We start from the raw sequence: 18500 nt of genomic DNA, 5'->3' as shown, positions 1-18500 counted from the left end.
ATAGATGCATTAGATTTTGATTTAATTATTAAAAACGCCCCCTTGGATTTTCAAAAATAGAGAAAGCTTGTTTCTTCGAAATGGAGTAACTGTAAGCAGAAATAATTGCAACTGATATAAAAATGAGATACACTTTTCATACTCAAAAAGTTTAACCTGTTTTTCTACAGCACCTTTTTTCTAAGTCAATAAAAATGAGTTTCACTAAAAGTAGTGTTGTGCATTAAAAGCAAATCATACTCTAATGATAGCATTTCTAATGTCAGAAATATCTTCATACATGCGCTTTGTCGTTGTCGATAATGTATCGAGCATTATTAGGATAGAGTTTTGCTGATTATCTTGAATAATTGACTCTAAAAGTTTCTGCCCATATAGTGTTTCCAACTTCTTTTTATACTTCAGGATCTTTTGGGTGATCTTCTTATTTAGATGTGCTAGTGCTATTTTATTGAACCATACCTTGCTCTGCACCTTGCTCAGGTCCTTCGGGATTGTTACATAAGCCAATGTTTCACACCTCCTTAATGCGCCCCAAACAGAGATTTTGCCAGGCTGCCGGTCTTGAACAGGGTGTAGCACAGCAAAACCGTATAGCCCATACAGCCCCAGATGGCAGCGGATATGTTATCGCCGGATGTGGAGATGCCCTCCACCAGCACCGCGTAGATGCCTACACAGATCATAATGAGAAAGGCCTGGAAGCCCAGGGCCAGCAGGGAGCGAAGGTAGTTCTGTCCCGTGGAGCCCCACTCCCGATTGACCATTGTGGCAAAAGGAATGGGTCCTATGGAGGTCACCAAATACACCTCAATCATTCTGCCGTAGATCACCAGGAAGATGCAGATGGAAAGTATCTGCGTACACAGCCCCACGAACACGCTCTGGAACCACAGCCCCAGTAGTGCACCCACACTCCAGTCGGCAAGCTGGGTCTCCAGATCGCCCACCACGCCGGAGATGTCGATGCCCGCATCCGAGATGATGACCCCCGCCGACTGGCTGACCACATTCTGCGCCACATCGAACACCGCCATGACGATGTTCCAGGTGTTGGTGACGATCAGTACCGCACAGAAGGTCTTGAAAATCCACTTGAAGAAAATCCAGGTGTCGAAGTCGTGGAGGTTGTTCTTCTCGATGATGAGCTGGATCAGTTCGTAGCACATGACGAAGGTGAGGATGATGCCCGCGATGGGGACGATTACTGTCTCCGAGAGGTTGCGGATCATATTGAAGATGCTGCTGTTCCAGGCGGCGGGCGTCATGCCGACCTCCCCGGCGATCTCGCCCACCTTTGTATTCAGGGTATCAAACATCCCGGTCAGGTTTGAAATGATACCGTCAATGAGCAGTTCCTTGAACCACTCCTCGATCATATCTAATATCAAGGGAGATCACCTCCTTTGCGGAGGCTCCTGCTATGAAACAGAAGCCCCCGCTGGGTCTGAAAGGGCATCAGGCAGAGAGAAGGCCGGACAGCAGGGGGATCAGGGTGATGCCGATGAGGGCAACACCACCGCCCGCCATGAGCTGCTTGATCCCCTGGCTTTTGGAGGCAGGGTTGTCCTGCCCGTAACCTTCCAGAAGGTTGATGCCGCCCCATACACACAGGCCGCCGCCCAGGGCAATCACCAGGGTCTGCAAAACATCGATAGCGTTTGTAAAGAAATCCATAAATCACAGTTCCTTTCGTTCATTTGAATTGTTGGGTTGAAGGTCGGTTGCTTTCAATTCGTACAGATCGAAAGGCTCGTCCGGCTTCACAATAGCCGGTCTGCGTTTCATGTACCGTTCAATGTCAAAAATGTTTTTCTTGTCGGCGTCGGCAAGGTACTTGTAGCGGGGATGCTTCGTTATATCAAACTTGTCGCTGAAAAACGGCCGCACCCCGCGAAGCTGCAAGATGCACTTGTTTCCGTCCATCGTTGCGATCTCGTCCTGGGTCATCAGCTCCTTTCCTAATTTCTGATAGTTGAGGCCGTGGGAAACCTGGCTGCCCCGGTTCTCGGATTGGTTGAAGCTGTCGATGGTCTCCTTGCCCAGCAGCTCCGAGATTTCTTTCAGGGTGGATTTCTCCTTGCCCCCCAAAAACAAGGTGGTGTCGCAGTTGCCCACAATGGTATCCGCGGCGTCCTTGTAGATGGTCTTTAACTGGCTTTGGGACTGCAAAATAATAGAAGCCGAGATTTCCCGGCTCCGGATGGTGGCAATCAACTTGTCGAAATTGGGTATCTGACCGAATAGCGATAGGTAAGACCTGAGCGGCGCGTCAGCGCCGCTTTCCGTCTTTTCCCCCGCTTCACACCGTGCGTGCGGCTTTCACCGTACACGGCGTTCCATCGACTTTGAAAGAATTGTAAATAGATACAGTTTTCAGTGAGCGATTGCGTTTAGATTGAGAATAAGCCTGCTATTTTGCGCAAAGTGTTCAACTTCGCACGCTGTCTTGTGTTTAACCGCAATGTTTGAACAAAGCGTGCAATTACCTCGCTATAGGTGGCATGGATTAAAATATGGACGGCCTCTGTAACCAGTACCAGATTCCCGTATTGGTCGTTACCGCCTTTCTCTCGCGGGAGCTTGTGGTGACAATGAATGTCCCCGATTTCAAGCGGCTGTTTGGTAACGGCGCAGCACCCATGTTGGGCGCAGTACAAGGCCAATCTGTTGTTGTTCAGTTCCACACTTGCAAACTGTACCGGGTTCCGCATGAGGTAATGTAAAATGCTCATATTCACGGATTCCAGATTCCTGTGGATACTTCTGCGGCCTTGTTCCGTGTAGTGGTTCACTTCCCGCCGTTTGTAAAGCGGCGCTTTGGTTTGGACATACCCAATAGGGATAACTGCCTGTCCGCTCACATAGCGAATTTGCTTGCTTCTTCCATACCGCTCCGCAATGTAGGCGGGCAAAGGGTTTCCTTGCTTTTGCAAGCGTTCTTTCAATCTGTTCTGCATGGTTCGAGTGATGCCGAGGGCGATTTTACGAATGTCTTTGCTGATGTGGGTAGCATAACGGTAGTAATTTTGGATGCCTGAAACATAGGCGTTATAGGCTCCAATGGCTTTGTATTCCTCATTCACATTTGCCGGGGATTGAATTCTTCTCACCATTTCCCGTGTTTGCCGCTTAACTTTCTTGATTGCCTTGTCGCTCATGTGCGATTCTACCGCGTACTTCGCTGTGCCGTTGCTCTTGACGCCTTTTCTCACGGTTCTTAGCTTGAAACCGAGAAATTCAGAGTATTGCCTTTTCAAATTGACGATTCTGGACTTTTCGGGGCTGATATCCAACCCCAACCGTTCCTTTAGCCAATCTTTTGCGGCTGCAAAGAGTTTTACTGCGTCGCTCCGCTTACGGCAGAAGATTTTGAAGTCATCGGCATACCGGACGATGTAACACTCTTTTAGAGCAGAGCCTTTTCGGAGCATTTCATACTTCTGGCTTTTGTCAATAACCCCATTGTCAGACCGCGCATATTCACGGTTTTTGCGTGTCGGCATATTCTCCCACTGGCTGGCAATCCACCAATCCAATTCGTTCAAGACGATGTTGGATAACAGTGGGGAAATGATACCGCCCTGGGGCGTTCCCTTTTTCGGAAAACCGATTCCTGCAACTTCCGCTTTCAGCATGGCGGATATGATACTCAGCACACGCTTGTCCTGTATGCCCATGTTCCACATCTGCTTGAGCAGTTTTCCGTGGCTGACATTATCAAAGAAACCTTTTATATCAATGTCAATCACATAATGCAGACCGCGTTTTTGTATCATTGCGTAGCACTGTGCCAGCGCGTGTTCCGCGCTCCTGTTGGGACGGAAACCGTTGCTCCGCTCATGGAATTTCGCTTCGCATATTGGTTCCAGAATTTGCAGGAAGCATTGCTGAATCAGCCTGTCGGCAATCGTAGGGATTCCCAGAGGGCGAGTTTTCCCTGTGTCTCCTTTGGGGATTTCCACCCGGCGCACCGGCTGGGGCTGGTACTGCTCCAACCGCCTTTTTATATAGTGAATGAGTGCTGTGTTTGTGAACTTTGACAGGTAGCGGACAGTTTTTCCGTCCGTTCCCGCCGTTTTGCTACCCTTGTTTTTGCTGATATTTCGGTAAGCAAGTAAGATATTTTCATCAGCGGCCACCAGCTCCATCAGCGCAGTAAAACGTTTGTTTTCCGCACTTTGGGCATAGAGCCTGTCCAATACATCCTGCAAGCCGAAGTATTCAGCGTTGCGCAGTTTCGCTTTCTTTTGCAACTTCTTCACTGTCATAGTCGGCATACCTCCTTTGGGGCGTGCCTTTCTTAGTCATACTCGAACCTATGAATACTGTTCTTTTATTCTTGCTTTCAAAGCCGACTGGTGCCTGTTCCTCCACAGCCATTACAGCGGCTTCAACGGTCGCGGCACCGCTCTCAGTTGGATAAAGGCACGTTATACAGTCTGCTTTCCGCGCCAGCACTTCATAGCGTCGCAATGCGCTCCATGCTCCAACCTTTCCACGTTCCGATATTCCTATCTGTGCATATACCTTTAGGTGGCCCCTTTAAGCCAGTGCGCTTGGGCGGCGCCTGTAACGCCGCAGGGAGTTTCATACTAACGACTCTTACTCGTCCCCACGCACACCGCCATAGGCGGCAACCGCATTTCTGCGGCTCATTCGTCTTGCCCCGTACATTCAGGGCTTCGTCAGTGCGCTTCACCGCACATTCTCACCATGGGCATTTTGTAGACCCCCGGCGTATCATCCGCACACCCCACCGCTGGGGCGCTTTCCTCGGCTTGACCCGTTAGGACAGACTTCCGCCGACTTCCGCGCGCTCTCGGACACAGTGCGTCTTTGCGCTTGCACCATGCCCGGCGCAGTCTTAGGGCAGGCGTTTCAGGGCGTTACCCAATCATTCCACCTGTCGGAATATCAGTTCTATGAAACTGATTTGGATGAAACTCCTTTCAATTTTCTTGTTTTTTTCAGCTTCACGCCTAACCTTTTCAGTTAGGAACGTGTCGCACTGTTGGCAAACTCGTCGAGAAGAAAGCGTACATGGACGGGCAGCCTGCCGCCGTACACATCGTCTGCCTTGTCACAGAGCAGATTTGTGAGTTGGGATTGCAGAATGGCGATGACGAGATTGAATGTTGTATCCGTGTCGCTCATAATGAGGAACAGCGCCGTTTTTCGGTCGCCCAGGGTATCCAGCTCCAGTTCGTCGTCCGACATGATCTCCCGTAGCTCCGCTATATCGAAGGGAGCAAGGCGGGCACCGCAGCTAATCAGGATGGATTTCAGGGTCTTGCCGGCGGCCAGCTTGAATTTGCGGTACTGCTTCACGGCGAAGTGGTCCGGGTGTTCCTTCCCCAGCTTGGCAAAGAGCAGGTCAACAGGGCTTTGAAATTCCTCGTCGTCCTCTCTGGCCTCCGATGCGTTGATGAGCTCCAGCAGCGTGAGGAAGTTCTTTTCTTTCGGCTCCGCCTCGTACCAGATGTAACCGATCAGGGCGCAGTACAAAAGGCGCTCGGCCTTCACCCAAAAATCTTCTGAGGATTTTTCCCCGTCGCCTTTGGTGTTGGCGATGATGACATTGACCAATTTGAGGATGTCTTTCTCCGACCGGATGTAGGCGAAGGGGTTGTATTTCATGCTCTTTTTGAAGTTGATGGTGTTGAGGACTTTAATGCGATACGGCTCATAGACGACCTTCCCGTGGGCGTCCCGCATGGGCTTTCCGTTCTCGTCCAGCTTGGGGGCGCCCCGCCGCAGCATGGTTCCCACCTCGGACAAAAGCTGCCCTTTTGGATCGGTGACCACATAGCTGCTGTGCATCTGCATGAGGGAGGGCTTGACGAAGAAACGGGTCTTGCCGCTGCCACTGCCGCCGATGACCAGGATATTTTTGTTCCGAGCGTACTTGGGATTTTTTGGGCGGCTGGACATGGTGAGCTTTTCCGTCTGGGTCAGATGGATGTTCCAGTCAGGGACCGGATCGACATAGGGGGCAATATCCGCCGCCGTGCCCCACCGGGCGCTGCCGTACTCGATGCCCTTGCGGTATTTGCGGGCGTTTTTCCCTTTGGCGTACACTGCCAGCCGGACGATGACCGCCCCGGCGATGCCCACCAGCAGATCCAGGGGATACAGGCTGGGCAGCCCAGAAGAAAACGCCTCCGTAAAGCCCTGGCTCAAATGCAGGAACTTTTCAGAGGCGTCAAGGCCGGGTGCAAGGCGCACCGCCTGGCAGAGCTTGTCAAAGAGATACACGAACAGCAGATACGGAAGGTTGAGGATGAGAACCTTCTTCAAGTCAACCGTCATAATTCCACACCCCGGTCTTTGGTTTTGACCTTCTCCCGCTGGCGGTGCTGGGCTTTGGACTGCTGCTTTGCCTGCTCCAGCTCCTTGCGGATAGAGCTTTCTCCAGGTTCTTTGCGGAAAACTCCCTAAAAGCCGCCGTAATAACGTCGGCATCCCGTCCCTTGAAGAACACCAGATAACGGGGTATGTCGCCACTGGTGTCCTTTTTCAGCGCAAAGTCAATGCCGTACTTCTTGGCGGTGGCGGAAAAGACCCGGATGTTCTGGTCGGTGATCTCGATGTTGGAAACGCCGGTGTTATGCTTCATCAGCTGCCGGAGGGTCTGCTTGCCGTGGTGCAGCTTGGTCTTGTGGCCGGTCACGCCTTTTTGCATCTCGTCCAGCACTTTTTTCATGGCCTGTTGCAGCATCCCGGCGGAGAGCTTGGTGGCCTCCACACAGAGGGCAACGGTGCGCTGAGTGACTTCTTCCTGCATGAGTGATTACCTCCTTTCTCCGCTGCCGTACAGGTCGTGGTTCACCAGGGACGCATAGTAGCTGTCGATGGTGGCCGGGGCATTATACAGGGCAACCAGCAGATATTTCTTGATGTTGCGGACATAGGTGGTGTTGTCCCGCATACGGTCCAGCACATACTCGATGTGGGAACTGTTCAGCTTCAGGAACCGAGATTTGACCACCTCCGCCGGATAGTCGTCCCCGGCAATGCGGATCATCTCCCTGCGGGAACAGACGGTATCCACCATGAGCTCCACCAACTCATTCAGCAAATCCCGATCCAGCCGGTCATCCCGGCATAGATAGTCATACTCGATATTCTCCAAAATAAGTTCCCGATAGTTCTCTCGCTCCTGCATCCAGTCCCGTCCGGTCCGTTTGGCCCCTGCGGGGGGTTGGGGGCTTGATTGGATAGGATTTGATCCTTCCGTGCTTAGTGAATGAGTATTTTGTTCTTCAGGATTTCTTTTCTCTTTATTTAATTGCGGCCGGTTTTCCAGACATGGGTTATCCATATCCGGGTTTTCCGTATCTGGACAAGCCGTATCCGGCTCGTCCTCACACGGCTGGCCCGTGTCTGGGAGATGGGGCGTCTCATAGATGACATACTCCACATCCACGATCTTGCCCTTGCTGTCCCGGAGCCGATTGCGGACTTATGTACCCGGCCCGCTCCAGCTCCTTCAGGGCGGAACCGATGCTGTCCGTACCCTCCTTGCAGATTTTGGCCAAGCCTCTGGTGGTGTAGTTCCAGTCCTCCGGCAAGGACAGCATCACGGAGAGCAGCCCTTTGGATTTCAGGGACAGGCCAGCGTTGCGCAGGTGGTGGTTAGACATCACCGTGTAGTCGCGGGTTTTCTCAATGCGAAATACCGCCATGTTATCACCTCCCTTCGGCGGTCTGAAAAAGTGTTGGTTTTTAGGAAAAAGGCGGTCTCTACGCTGCCCAGATGCCCCGGAGGTGAAAACCTATGGGCGGCGGTCTTTCGACTGATTGTGGAAGAAAAAACATGGGATTTTCGACTCCTTTCGGGGCAGTTTTCGGCATAAAAAGCACCATAGGTCTAATCCTATGGTGTGCGGCGATGGTAAAATTTAAGCTAGTGAGTTACAGTTGTTCATTGTCGAAGATAATAAGTAATGGTATAATGAAGTCAGAAATTAAATTGCAATATGTGCAATATGCGCATCAAGTATAACAAACTATTGCCATAGGAGGCGCAAATATGTTACAGGATACATTGGTGCAATGGTGTCAAGAAGAATATGATCGATCTTCGGCAGAATATTGTGGCCGTGATTGCGACAATAAGGGAAATTGCAATCACAACTGCGATGATTGCCTGGACCAAGTTCATTGGTATCCGAAATATGGTGGCCGCTGTGACTATACATGTCCCAATTTGTTGCTCAGATATGTTGTTCGATTTACGGAGAAGTATTCACAACAAATCCATAATGCCTTAGATTTTGTAGATACTTCTTGGTACCCATATTTTAATATCTTTTCTATAGGTTGCGGAGCAACACCTGATCTGATGGCTTTTGAAGAGGTTGCCGAAGGTAAAAATATTTATTACAAGGGTTATGACCGTAATCCTTTATGGGAAACCATTCATAATAGAATTAAGACATATACAGCGACGACTAATAACATCACAGCTAAACTACGTCGGGAAGATATTTTTGTTGTGCTTTCTGATGGGCGACCTGCACGCATACATTATAATGTTGTTGTAATTCAGTATCTGCTATCGCATCTTTATAACACAAATCAAGAGCACCTAACTCTTGATTTGTTTCAAGGAATTATCGATAATATCATTTCAAACCGCTCTCAAGATTCACCGTTTTTAATTATTATTACAGATGTCGATAGTTGCAATAAAGGGCGAAATAGGTGGTATAATTTTCTTGACATGCTTGAAGATGCCGGATTTTGCGGAAACGCATATGCTAGAAGTGCATTTCCAAATGGAGATTTAGGCGCAGAGCGATGGACTAATTATTACCACAGACAGTCGCCATCTTTTCAAAAAATATCTTATCAGTATGTGCAGAATCAGTCTGATCACGATGGAGCACAACTTGTTATCGAATTGAGGTGATAAGTGCCATGATAATAAGCGCTAGTAGACGAACGGACATACCAACATATTATTCCGAATGGTTTTTCAATCGAATTAAAGAAGGTTATGCATTGGTAAGAAATCCAATGAATGCGCATCAGATCAGTAAAATAAGTTTAAATCCTGATGTTGTCGATGGCATTGTTTTTTGGACAAAAAATCCAACACCAATGTTGGCTAAACTCGATCGTCTGAAAGATTACACATATTATTTTCAGTTCACATTAAATGCCTATGGGCAAGATGTGGAGGCATCAATCCCATCTAAAAATAATGTTATCATACCAGCTTTTCAAAAATTATCTGATATGATTGGCCCGGAAAAGGTGATTTGGCGCTATGACCCTATATTTTTAAACGAAACATACACTTTTGAATACCATGTTCACTATTTTGAAGAACTTGCAAAGCGTCTCTCTCCATACACCAAGAAGTGTACTATTAGTTTTTTGGATTTCTACAGGAATACAGAAAAGAACATTGCCGGGCTTTCTGTCGAAAAGTTTACTCAAGATATGCAAGAGCTACTTGCCAAAAGCCTTGTGGAAATTGCAAAAAGTTACGGCCTCAAAATGGATACTTGCGCAGAAGGTATTGATTTACAAAAATATGGAATTGATCATGCACGGTGTATAGATGATCGTTTGTTTTCTGCTCTTTTGAATTGTCCTTTGAAGGTTGGAAAAGACAAAAACCAACGTCTTGAATGTGGTTGTATTGAAAGTCTTGATATAGGTGCTTATAATACTTGCCGGAATGGTTGCCGATATTGTTATGCTAACTACAGCGCAAAAACAGTTTCCACAAATACCGGCAAGCATAATCCAGAATCTCCACTTTTAGTTGGAGAAGTTGGCCCAGATGATAAAATAACAGAACGTAAAATGCATTCCTGTCTTGTTAATCAAATGCAATTTGATTTTTGATATGAGTTCAATATCTTCAGAAGCACATAGGCGTAGAAATAGCCCGGAAACCTCTGCACATTGTAGAGGCGCCGGGCTATAGCCTTATTGTTTACTCATTCATTTCTTCTGGTTCTTCCATCTTCAGCCAGTCCTCAAACGACTTCCTGGAAATACGGATCGCATAACCGATGCGAATTGTTTTGAATTCTCCAGAATTCACCAAGCGGTATGCGGTGGATTTTGCAATACCAAGGATTGCGGCAATATCATCCACGGTGTAGGTTCTGTTGCTCGGTAGCTTCTTTTCCTGCGATGTACTCATAATTTTGCCTCCCATTTTTCGTAGACATTTTGACTATGCCTATCTGATTTTCCTTGTGGCGAAGGGGTTTTCTGCCATCATCCGTGCTAAGAATTTGCTAATTTGACATTCTGAACAGGCCGTAACGAGGCGGCATTTCACGGATTTTTGTGCAGATTGACCAGTAACCACACAATGTCATAGCGAATTAAAAATAATGGGAAGTTATGATGGGTATATCGTACCAAAAGAAACGCCAAACTCCTAAGCGAGAGGTGTACTTTATGAATCTTTTATTCTTTCCTCCTTATCGGTAATCTAACTGAGGGCGAAAAGGATACATGTACTCCATCTGCTCCGCCCTTTTGTTTTATCTAGCTTTCTTATAAAACCCTTGGCTCGCATTCACACATGTTGCTTCCCTATCCACATACACCCTCACATGTATACTTCCCTTCATTTGGAAAACACTAATTCCATGACTGTATTATGGGAGGACGCGGACATGAAATCAGTATGGGAGCAAACTTGGGAGTATACAGACTTTCCCTCATTCGAACGGGATGTAACCACCAATGTACTTATTGGCGGGGCGTGGCGGGAGTCCTGTGTGCCTACTTTCTGCACCAGGCCGGAATACCCTGTTGGCAGAAGAAAAAATGATTTGCAGCGGCATTACAAAAATACCACCGCCAAGCTGACCATTCACAGACTCATCTACCATAAGCCTATCCAACCTTTGGATTTGACTGGGCACAGCAATACCTTTCTGCCAATGAGGCGGCCCTCCAGAACTACCGGATGCTGTGCCAGGGCATGGACTGTGACTTCGAAGAAAAACCCGCTTATGTCTAACCGGGAAGCGTTAGAGACAGAACTGAGCGTCCTGGAGCAGTTGGGGGCCGGCGCAGAATTTGCTGACCATCTGCCTCTCCTCTTCCCCACGACAGGTGCGGTCATGCTTACAAATCAGGCCCAGTTCCATCCATTGCAATTTTTCTCTGCACTCTCCAAGAGTCTGCACATCTATAAGCACACCCTGGTGCGGGAGCTGATTGGTACCACAGCGGTCACTGACCGGGGCAGAATGCACGCAGAGAAAATCATCGTGTCCACCCACTTTCCCTGTTTCTTAACAAGCACGGCAGCTATTTTCTGAGGCTATATCAGCACCACTCCTATGTCATGGCTTTGGAACATGCAGCAAATGTAGATGGCATGTATATTGATGAGTCAGAGAATGGCCTCTCCTTCCACAAACACGGAGACCTTCTGCTGGTGAGCGGCGGATGGCATGTGCTACAAGGACTTTGCCGCAAAGCGCTACCCAAAGGCCACGGAGAAATACCATTGGGCTACGCAGGATTGTATAAGTCTGGATAGCATTCCTTATATCGGGCCTTACTCTGCTTCCACATCAGGTCTGTATGTGGCAACAGGCTTCAACAAGTGGGGCATGACCACCGCCATAGTCTCTGCTATGATTTTGAGCGACCTAGTCCAGTGCAAAACAAATCCTTATGCGGATGTGTTCTCCCCTTCCCGCTCCATACCCCCGCCACCAGCTGGCCGTCAACGGCTGGGAGGCCATGGTCAGCCTGCTCACCCCCACCACAAGACGCTGCCCCCATCTGGGCTGCGCACTGAAGTGGAACCCCCAGGAACACACTTGGGACTGCCCCTGCCACGGCTCCCGGTTTGCAGAGGACGGCAAGCGCATCGATGGTCCCGCTGCAGGGGATCTGAAACTATGAGATGACAAGCCCATAATTCTGATGGAAATCCCCCGTTTATACCCAGATTTTGGCGTACAAACGGGGGATTCGATTTTATTCCAGCTCAGTATATTTGTCTTTGCGGCCGATGCTCTTCTCGACAGGGTATTTCCGGCTGTTTTTTTCGAGCTTTTTCCTCACAATTTCGTCCAGGTCAAATCCCAGATCATCTGCCAGCATAGCGGCATAGATAAGAACATCCGCCAGTTCCTCCTGCAGCTGTTCGGTCTTGACGCCCACGACCTCCTCATTGCCCTTCCATTGAAATAGTTCCAGCAGTTCCGACGCCTCCAGGGAAATGGAGATTGCCAGGTCTTTGGGGTTGTGAAACTGCCGCCAGTGACGTGCGTCCCGAAAGCGATTGATTTCCTGTATCGTCTCCTGTTTCATGTCCGGCCCACAACCTCCATAAAATGCTCTTTCAATGCGGGATCCTCAAAATAGACCCTGATCCCGCTGATGCCCCTTGTCAGGAGCACATAATAGATCTGCCTCACATATGCGCTGAGTTCTGACAGAGAAAAGCTCTCTTTCGGCGGCGTCCCATTGGTGTCAAAATAGTGCTCTTTGACTGCCGTCACCTTCCCTCCCTGACAGGTCAGGTCCTTCGCGATCACGACGCCCACATAGTCCAGGTCCACGCCCTGTATCGCATGGATCGATCCGATCTCATCCTCGCTCCCTGGCAACGCGATCCAGTTTTTATACGTGGAATTCCATTTCCAACGATGTTCCTCATCCTCCACCCAGTCAAATTCCGCATAACGCTTGTGCCCCGGTTTATAGTGGCTTCCCCAGGGACGGGCATATCCGGCCAGTACCCTGCACTGGGCGTTCGGATGATACTGCCGCCGCTCATCCACATAGTCAAACAATTCATGGATGGAATCCACGATACCAAAATAGGCATCCTTGGATGGGTTCTGAAACACACGCGGATCAAACGCGCTCTCTTTGATCTGCAGGAAGGAACAGATCCCGTTGACGTAGTCATCCGCCGTGTAGGTCGCATCTTTATCCTGGACCCGCACACGAAACTGCTTGGTGAGCATACGCCTTTCCATATGCTTTTCCTGAACATAATCCTGGAAATCCCGGTATGGAATATCCGATGGACGAATCGCCTGAATGGCGTCATAGAGAAGCACCAGCCGGTCCGTCCTTTCTCCCAGCAGGAACAGTTCATTCTTCCGGGGATCGTTGGGATCAAAGATCCCTGTGGTCACATGATTTTGTTTCGGGCTGTTCCATCGCAGCCGGTGAGCCTCATCCACCAAAAGAATATGGAATCGCTTCTTCTGCCGGATCAACTGATAAGCGGTCCCCACCGTAATGTTTTTCCCAAGCCCATAGGCCCGAAAAATGCCGCGGGCGGTCTGGACCCAGTTTGACTTTACTACCACCCCTACATTCCAATCATGATGTTCACAAAGCCGGGCTGCCAGGTTGGTCAGCACTACGGTCTTCCCCGTTCCCACCGTCCCTTCGACGAGGAAGCTTCGAGTGTCCTTTTCTATCTCATGGATCAGCTCAAACTGTTCCTCAGACAGTTCCGTAAAGGGAGAATACTTGAACAGAATACTGTTGCGCAGTCCATCCAGGGACTTTTGATGCACCAGTCCGGCCCTGTACAGTTCCTGTTCCCAGAAGGGCGTCAGCACCTGTGCCAGCACTTCTCCCCGATAGGGATAATCCACAAATCGATTGCCCTTGGTTCCATTCCGGCACACCCGCTTTTCCTTCTGCGGCAACTTCTCCTGGTCCGCTGTAAGATAGGTGATCAGCAGCGCCTCCAGGTCATTTTGGGAATTCCCATCCACATACTGACCAAAGAGGACCACCACTTTTTTAAACTTCCGGTAGTCCGTCTTCACTTCTGCCATATGTTCCTTGTGCCGCTTTAAAAACCGATCGGTTTGTCCAACATAAAACGACTTCTGTCCATAATAAATGTAGATCACGCGTCCGCATGTTAGGATCGCCATCTGTTCTTCACTGCAGTGGCTGGTATCCAGGCTCTTCGCCACAAGAGAAAGAGAGATCACCCCATATTTCTTGCCTGCCATTTAAAAACCCATTACCTTTCTCACATGTTCTTTCGTGTTCTGGTCTCGGAACCAGATATGGACGCTGCTCTTGGCCCGGGTAAGCAGCACCCGGTATGTATTCAGCACCAGTTCCACGATCTCCTGCTCACTGGCCTGACTGCTTCGGATCGCAGTCACAAATGCTGTATCACAGTTTCTGCTCAGATCGATGCACCAATCGTGGATATCTTCATCCCAGCGGAGGTCATCCCACCAGATCACACCAGTATCGTCAAATTCCAGGCCCTGTGCCGTGTAGATACAGCCTACCTGGTCCAGATATTCCTCTTTTTCTCCTACATACCATCGGTACTGTTCTTCTTTTGGCTGTGGATTCCATGGTTTCTTGAAATCTCCTGCAGCTTGTCTGATATGAATATCCTTTATTCTTGTATCAAAGCTCCACTTCCAGCAGAAGGGCGCATACCATTTCACATGGCGGCCCGCTGACCACAGGTCATGGAGGTATCTGTCCAGATCGTTCAGATCCTCCCAGCAACGCAGCTCCAGCGCAGACTGCCGCTTCAACGGCTGCTTCTGGCGGTCATAAAAGAGCTTATCCAGGTCGGAGACATAGCTGCCCAGGTACCCCGCCCGCTTTTGAGATGCCAAAGAGTAGGTGGCGCAGGAAATGCCGTGCGCCTGAGCAAACCGCCGAAAAGCATCCGCCGTCCCCTCTTCCGTTATACGGATCCGCTGCCGGTCGTCCTGCAGTACCACCACCATATTGGCCTTTTGAAACAGGCTGGTCATCGTGGATTCCAGCTGTTCAATCCGATGAGCCTCATCTACAACAACCAGATCCCGTCCCGGCGGGACCGCATCCAGATAGGCGGGCGGCACACCTGAGGCGCCCGCAATGACCAGAGAGAGTGTACGGCTTCTGGGCAGCGCAAAGATGCAGCCGCCCCGGTTCTGCCAGGAAGGGCCGAATTTCTGACAGTAGGCATAAATGGCGTGCAATCCCACCACGGTTTTCCCAGTACCAGGCGGGCCCGAGATGATCATCAGATGCTTGCCGAACTGCGGACTATGGAGCTGATCGATCATACCGCAGATCTTGCGGTTGACCTCGATCTGGTCATCCAGCATGGCTGCGTTTTCTTTTTTCTCCAATACTTTCCTTAAATCCTGAAAGCCGATCTGCCCCAGCACATAGGTGCCGGTAAGAAACTGTTCCACCACCTCCGGCTTCGGCTCGGAAGAGAACAAGCTTCTCAAGTCCGCAGCCAGCAACGCCTCTTCCCCTTTGGTGTAGGTTTCATGCCGCAGTGGCTCATATGCCTGATAACTGCCCTGGAAGAGCTGCTCCTTATCCTTAAAATTATGGAGGAATTGACGGCATCGCACATCCATCTTCCCATCTGCCACATTACTGTGGTTCATCCGCAGATGCTTGGCGTAGGTCAGCGTCTGCTGGACAGGATGGAGCCTTTCCTCAAAACGGTTTTCCGCTCGGGACAGACAGATAGAGACACTGCTCTCCCGCCCTGCCGCATTTTCTTCTATAGCGCTCCACTGCTTGAGTTCGATGATCAGCACCAGCGGCTTTCCCGTTGTTTTCCCTTCCCCCAGGAGCACGGCGTCGATGCGGCTGCCAATTGGGGTCTGATATTCCAAAACCAATGTCAACGCATCCAGTCCTGCCTGATGCAGAACCTTGACCAAAATCGGAATTGAGTTCTCCCAGGATCTGTATTCTGATTCGGAAGGGTTCCCCTGGGATTCTCGTAGATGGTCGGCAATTTCCTTCCCGCTCATCGAATAGAGCACCCCTACGGTGCTGATATAACTTCCATCTGTTCTGTCCATAACACCCCTCCTTCTGACTGGATCGCTGTTTTTTTGATTATATCACGAATGTTTAGTGGATGCATCCCGCATTCTTTTATAGCACTCCTAGTTCTATTTTTGGAGGAAGTTATAAGTCAAATTGATTCAGCCACTCGTCGAAGGACTTTCTGGAGATCCGGATGGCTGTGCCAATGCGTACGCTCTTGAAGTACCATTTCTTGACCAGGGTATAGGTAGATGACCGCCCGATATGGAGGACCGTTGCAATCTCTTCCACCGTATAGGCGCGGGTCTGGAGCTGCAATTCTTTCTCTTTTTGTTCCATGATTTTACCTCCTGATATGTCGCCGGATGGGCCGTTTTGATGCCGTTATGCCGGGCAGCAAATCCTCCTTCCTGCTAATTTCTTGCTAATACGACTTTTGAAAAGCGGTTAAAAGCAGGGGATTATAGGGACAATTTGCGATTAGGTGTATCCGCCGTACAGCATGATATGAAACGAGAAGAAACTGTAGAGGAAGTAGAGAAGAACACAGAATGGGAACGCCATACTCCCCGGCTTCCCCTCTCCCGGCAGAAAGAATTCAAGCAGATTCGAAACACGGTGATCGAGGAGACGCTGCGGCTGAACGATGATGCCGCTGCCTTTGACCCAACGGTGCCAGAGGAGTTTCTGTCTGAGCAGAACATACCGGAAGCTAATCCGGTCGGGGAGGCATCCCCAGAATCTGAGTTGCCTGTGGAGACGGGAGATATCGGAGAGGACTCGGGAGAGACCCTAAAGCACAGAGGCAGGCCCAAGCTCTCCAGCGCTATAGACGGAACAGTACCAGGAGGCACGCCGGTTTTTGTTCGGCGGAGAGGGACAGCCCCCGGATTTTGACCGGACCTTTTGCTTATTCCTGAAAGAGGCCCAAATGGGCAATACCATTTCCATGCATGATCTGCGCCGGATGTTTGAGGACGGGCTGGGCCGGGAGAAAGACAGGAGCAGGACTACAAGTACGCCCAATACTCTTTGGCCAGCCTGTACGCACGGGGACAGGGAGTGGAACAGAAAAATCAGACAGTATGCCTGCGCTACAAAAAGGCAGCGGAACAGGACGACAATCCTGCCGCCTGTGTGCTGGCGAAAGACGCTTCTGACGCGGCGAGATGGTTGAAACGGTCGACAGAGGCCGGGAACCAGCTTGCCCAATACCGGCTGGGCAGGCTTCGCTTCAGGGTGAGAATGTCCCCAGAGAGAACGCAGAACCAGTCCGCTGGCTGACCGCCTCTGCGGAGCAGGGGAACCAATACGCACAGTATGCCCTCGGCAAGCTCTATCTGATGGGAAAGGAGGTGACTCGGCGAAGGCCGCCGCCTGCTGGTTTGCTCTTTCTGTAGCTCAGGGAAACGAATATGCCCAATATTTCCTGGACACATGGATGACGGGCCATCCATACTCTCCTGCGCCACCCGGTTCCTGCACCACCTGAGCGGAATATTCTAGGAACAGACTCAAGAGGGCCCGTCAGGGCACCCACGCTTACGGACTGCAAGCTCAGGCAGCAAATCCGGGAAAACAAAATGACCATGGGGCACAAGCCCGATGACCATGAGGACGCTGAGATCAGCATAAGGTGATGCCTCCTTATCCCAACCTTGAAAATCTTGGGAGGTGACCAACTGTATGACCTATATCCGTTTTACCGAAGAACAAAAGTATCGTGCCAGTTCTGTGGACCTGGGGGAGTTTCTGCGGCGGCAAGGCCAAGCCTATGAACCGGCACCCAGGAAGAGAGAAGAACCAAAAAAGGAATTCATCCAACCGCCAGCTGGTCGGAAGATGCGGCGTCTGTACGCCTATTTCCTGAAAAAGCGCCTCATTGACCGGGAGGTACTCAAATCTTTGCCTGGGTCGGACTGGTCAATGAGGACGAAAAATATCACAACGCCGTGTTCACCGGAAAGGACGAATACGGCGTTGGCCGTCGTACCCAAAAGCGGAGTACTAACGACAACGGCAAGACCTTTCACATCAATGTGAAGGGTAGCGATTCCCGATACGGCTTCCTCTGGAACGGGACCAGAGACCGGATTTATGTGTTTGAGACACCCATCGATCCGCTCTCCTTTTTGACCCTGTATCCAAACGACTGGTAGCAACACAGCCATGTGGCCCTGTGTGGTGTGGGAGAACAGGCGATGCTCTGAATGCTGGAGCAGGCGCCGGAAATACGGCGTCCTATCCTTTGACTGGATCATGATGCGGCTGGCATTGAGGCCGAGGGGTGCCTGACGGAGATCCTGCCGGTCGGGGGTATCAGGCGGCCGTCCTTCAGCGGGCATGCAAGGATTGAAATGAGGATCTCAAAGCCGGACATGATTTGGAGGCCCAGGGTGCGGAGGAACATCCCCAGCTGATAGTGGTGCTGGAGACCTACGAACGGATATGCACACTCGGGCAGGAGGTGAAGCTGGACCGCCTGAAGCTTGAAGTTCCAAGCTTGCTTGAACAGTACCGTTCCCGCCTGCGGATGGGGCGGTTTGATTAGGCTATAGGCTGCATGGAACGGGCGTCTGCGCTGGCTCTTGCGGTATGTAGCAGGGAACTGGGGCAGATGGGTCGAGCAGTGGAAGTATATAATTTGGACATAGAACTGTGCGGGCGCATCCCCGCCCCCATCAGAACTGCGGTGCGCTGCAAAACCGTCA

At 50.3% G+C, this 18500-nt stretch carries 17 protein-coding genes and 5 pseudogenes; 9 read left to right on the top strand and 13 right to left on the bottom strand.

The features are described 5' to 3' along the window. Positions 1–234: 234 nt before the first annotated feature. From WKS99_RS01210 to WKS99_RS01175, 8 genes and pseudogenes are all read right to left on the bottom strand, one after another. Positions 235–510 (bottom strand): hypothetical protein, encoded by a 276-nt coding sequence (locus WKS99_RS01210; protein ID WP_340405191.1) that lies wholly within the window; start codon positions 508–510, stop codon positions 235–237. 14 nt (positions 511–524) lie between these two features. Then, entirely contained in the window at positions 525–1391 is an 867-nt protein-coding gene (locus tag WKS99_RS01205; RefSeq protein ID WP_340405190.1) for a VirB6/TrbL-like conjugal transfer protein, CD1112 family, read from the bottom strand. 67 nt (positions 1392–1458) lie between these two features. Continuing rightward, positions 1459–1677 (bottom strand): Maff2 family mobile element protein, encoded by a 219-nt coding sequence (locus tag WKS99_RS01200; RefSeq protein WP_153917335.1) that lies wholly within the window; start codon positions 1675–1677, stop codon positions 1459–1461. Between the two features lie 3 nt (positions 1678–1680). Then, positions 1681–2241: pseudogene (locus tag WKS99_RS01195) on the bottom strand (type IV secretory system conjugative DNA transfer family protein); the annotation flags it as partial. A gap of 152 nt (positions 2242–2393) precedes the next feature. Next, on the bottom strand, positions 2394–4271 hold the full coding sequence (ltrA, locus tag WKS99_RS01190; RefSeq protein ID WP_340405189.1) for a group II intron reverse transcriptase/maturase: 1878 nt from the start codon (positions 4269–4271) through the stop codon (positions 2394–2396). A gap of 742 nt (positions 4272–5013) precedes the next feature. After that, positions 5014–6312 (bottom strand): annotated as a pseudogene (locus WKS99_RS01185) (VirD4-like conjugal transfer protein, CD1115 family); the annotation flags it as partial. Continuing rightward, positions 6309–6787 (bottom strand): annotated as a pseudogene (locus WKS99_RS01180) (PcfB family protein). The pseudogenes WKS99_RS01185 and WKS99_RS01180, both read right to left, overlap by 4 nt. A gap of 6 nt (positions 6788–6793) precedes the next feature. Beyond that, a pseudogene (locus tag WKS99_RS01175) lies at positions 6794–7688 on the bottom strand (DUF6017 domain-containing protein). Between the two features lie 347 nt (positions 7689–8035). Between WKS99_RS01175 and WKS99_RS01170 the strand changes: the two are divergent. Both WKS99_RS01170 and WKS99_RS01165 read left to right on the top strand, forming a co-directional pair. Next, positions 8036–8917: a hypothetical protein gene (locus tag WKS99_RS01170; protein WP_340405188.1), complete on the top strand. Its 882-nt coding sequence runs from the start codon at positions 8036–8038 to the stop codon at positions 8915–8917. An 8-nt stretch (positions 8918–8925) separates the two neighbouring features. Beyond that, entirely contained in the window at positions 8926–9864 is a 939-nt protein-coding gene (locus WKS99_RS01165) for a DUF1848 domain-containing protein (protein WP_340405187.1), read from the top strand. Between the two features lie 91 nt (positions 9865–9955). Here WKS99_RS01165 and WKS99_RS01160 read toward each other — a convergent pair whose 3' ends face one another. Continuing rightward, complete coding sequence (locus WKS99_RS01160) at positions 9956–10168, bottom strand: helix-turn-helix domain-containing protein (protein WP_340405186.1); 213 nt, start codon at positions 10166–10168, stop codon at positions 9956–9958. 484 nt (positions 10169–10652) lie between these two features. Between WKS99_RS01160 and WKS99_RS01155 the strand changes: the two genes are divergently transcribed. From WKS99_RS01155 to WKS99_RS01145, 3 genes and pseudogenes are all read left to right on the top strand, one after another. Next, entirely contained in the window at positions 10653–11306 is a 654-nt protein-coding gene (locus WKS99_RS01155; RefSeq protein ID WP_340405185.1) for a hypothetical protein, read from the top strand. A 135-nt stretch (positions 11307–11441) separates the two neighbouring features. Then, positions 11442–11585 (top strand): annotated as a pseudogene (locus tag WKS99_RS01150) (FAD-dependent oxidoreductase); the annotation flags it as partial. Between the two features lie 82 nt (positions 11586–11667). Further along, positions 11668–11901 carry a Rieske 2Fe-2S domain-containing protein gene (locus WKS99_RS01145; protein ID WP_340405184.1) on the top strand — a complete coding sequence of 78 codons (234 nt, stop codon included), beginning with the start codon at positions 11668–11670 and terminating at the stop codon, positions 11899–11901. 75 nt (positions 11902–11976) lie between these two features. On the opposite strand, the gene WKS99_RS01140 is transcribed toward WKS99_RS01145, so the two are convergent. The 4 genes from WKS99_RS01140 to WKS99_RS01125 all read right to left on the bottom strand — a co-directional run bounded on the left by WKS99_RS01140 (position 11977) and on the right by WKS99_RS01125 (position 16128). Further along, positions 11977–12312 carry a nucleotide pyrophosphohydrolase gene (locus tag WKS99_RS01140; RefSeq protein WP_240288205.1) on the bottom strand — a complete coding sequence of 112 codons (336 nt, stop codon included), beginning with the start codon at positions 12310–12312 and terminating at the stop codon, positions 11977–11979. Further along, complete coding sequence (locus WKS99_RS01135) at positions 12309–13805, bottom strand: DNA/RNA helicase domain-containing protein (RefSeq protein ID WP_340405183.1); 1497 nt, start codon at positions 13803–13805, stop codon at positions 12309–12311. Before WKS99_RS01135 ends, WKS99_RS01140 begins: the two co-directional genes overlap by 4 nt. A 183-nt stretch (positions 13806–13988) precedes the next feature. Then, positions 13989–15821, bottom strand: coding sequence for a DNA/RNA helicase domain-containing protein (locus WKS99_RS01130; RefSeq protein ID WP_340405182.1), 1833 nt, complete (start codon positions 15819–15821; stop codon positions 13989–13991). 109 nt (positions 15822–15930) lie between these two features. After that, positions 15931–16128 carry a helix-turn-helix domain-containing protein gene (locus WKS99_RS01125; RefSeq protein ID WP_262670463.1) on the bottom strand — a complete coding sequence of 66 codons (198 nt, stop codon included), beginning with the start codon at positions 16126–16128 and terminating at the stop codon, positions 15931–15933. A gap of 168 nt (positions 16129–16296) precedes the next feature. Between WKS99_RS01125 and WKS99_RS01120 the strand changes: the two genes are divergently transcribed. From WKS99_RS01120 to WKS99_RS01105, 4 genes are all read left to right on the top strand, one after another. Next, a complete protein-coding gene (locus WKS99_RS01120) occupies positions 16297–16686 on the top strand; it encodes a hypothetical protein (RefSeq protein WP_186852000.1) in 390 nt (129 codons plus the stop codon). A gap of 165 nt (positions 16687–16851) precedes the next feature. Then, the gene (locus tag WKS99_RS01115; RefSeq protein ID WP_262670462.1) at positions 16852–17073 is read left to right on the top strand and encodes a hypothetical protein; all 222 of its coding nucleotides are present in this window, start codon (positions 16852–16854) and stop codon (positions 17071–17073) included. Between the two features lie 402 nt (positions 17074–17475). Further along, positions 17476–17832, top strand: coding sequence for a hypothetical protein (locus WKS99_RS01110; RefSeq protein WP_340405438.1), 357 nt, complete (start codon positions 17476–17478; stop codon positions 17830–17832). Further along, on the top strand, positions 17742–17948 hold the full coding sequence (locus WKS99_RS01105) for a hypothetical protein (RefSeq protein WP_262670461.1): 207 nt from the start codon (positions 17742–17744) through the stop codon (positions 17946–17948). Before WKS99_RS01110 ends, WKS99_RS01105 begins: the two co-directional genes overlap by 91 nt. Positions 17949–18500 lie beyond the last annotated feature (552 nt).

It is taken from the genome of Flintibacter sp. HCN-6482, from assembly GCF_037892565.1.
In the GTDB taxonomy this organism is placed as follows: Bacteria; Bacillota; Clostridia; order Oscillospirales; family Oscillospiraceae; genus Lawsonibacter; species Lawsonibacter aceti.
The sequence above is the reverse complement of the archived record's forward strand: the minus strand, read 5'-3'. Positions and strand labels throughout refer to the sequence as shown.

Bases quoted from the DNA above. Each gene is read 5' to 3' on its own strand.
- WKS99_RS01200 (WP_153917335.1), bottom strand. From the start codon at position 1,677: ATGGATTTCTTTACAAACGCTATCGATGTTTTGCAGACCCTGGTGATT.
- ltrA (WP_340405189.1), bottom strand. From the start codon at position 4,271: ATGACAGTGAAGAAGTTGCAAAAGAAAGCGAAACTGCGCAACGCTGAA.
- WKS99_RS01170 (WP_340405188.1), top strand. From the start codon at position 8,036: ATGTTACAGGATACATTGGTGCAATGGTGTCAAGAAGAATATGATCGA.
- WKS99_RS01165 (WP_340405187.1), top strand. From the start codon at position 8,926: ATGATAATAAGCGCTAGTAGACGAACGGACATACCAACATATTATTCC.
- WKS99_RS01160 (WP_340405186.1), bottom strand. From the start codon at position 10,168: ATGAGTACATCGCAGGAAAAGAAGCTACCGAGCAACAGAACCTACACC.
- WKS99_RS01155 (WP_340405185.1), top strand. From the start codon at position 10,653: ATGAAATCAGTATGGGAGCAAACTTGGGAGTATACAGACTTTCCCTCA.
- WKS99_RS01145 (WP_340405184.1), top strand. From the start codon at position 11,668: ATGCGGATGTGTTCTCCCCTTCCCGCTCCATACCCCCGCCACCAGCTG.
- WKS99_RS01140 (WP_240288205.1), bottom strand. From the start codon at position 12,312: ATGAAACAGGAGACGATACAGGAAATCAATCGCTTTCGGGACGCACGT.
- WKS99_RS01135 (WP_340405183.1), bottom strand. From the start codon at position 13,805: ATGGCAGAAGTGAAGACGGACTACCGGAAGTTTAAAAAAGTGGTGGTC.
- WKS99_RS01130 (WP_340405182.1), bottom strand. From the start codon at position 15,821: ATGGACAGAACAGATGGAAGTTATATCAGCACCGTAGGGGTGCTCTAT.
- WKS99_RS01125 (WP_262670463.1), bottom strand. From the start codon at position 16,128: ATGGAACAAAAAGAGAAAGAATTGCAGCTCCAGACCCGCGCCTATACG.
- WKS99_RS01120 (WP_186852000.1), top strand. From the start codon at position 16,297: ATGAAACGAGAAGAAACTGTAGAGGAAGTAGAGAAGAACACAGAATGG.
- WKS99_RS01110 (WP_340405438.1), top strand. From the start codon at position 17,476: ATGACCTATATCCGTTTTACCGAAGAACAAAAGTATCGTGCCAGTTCT.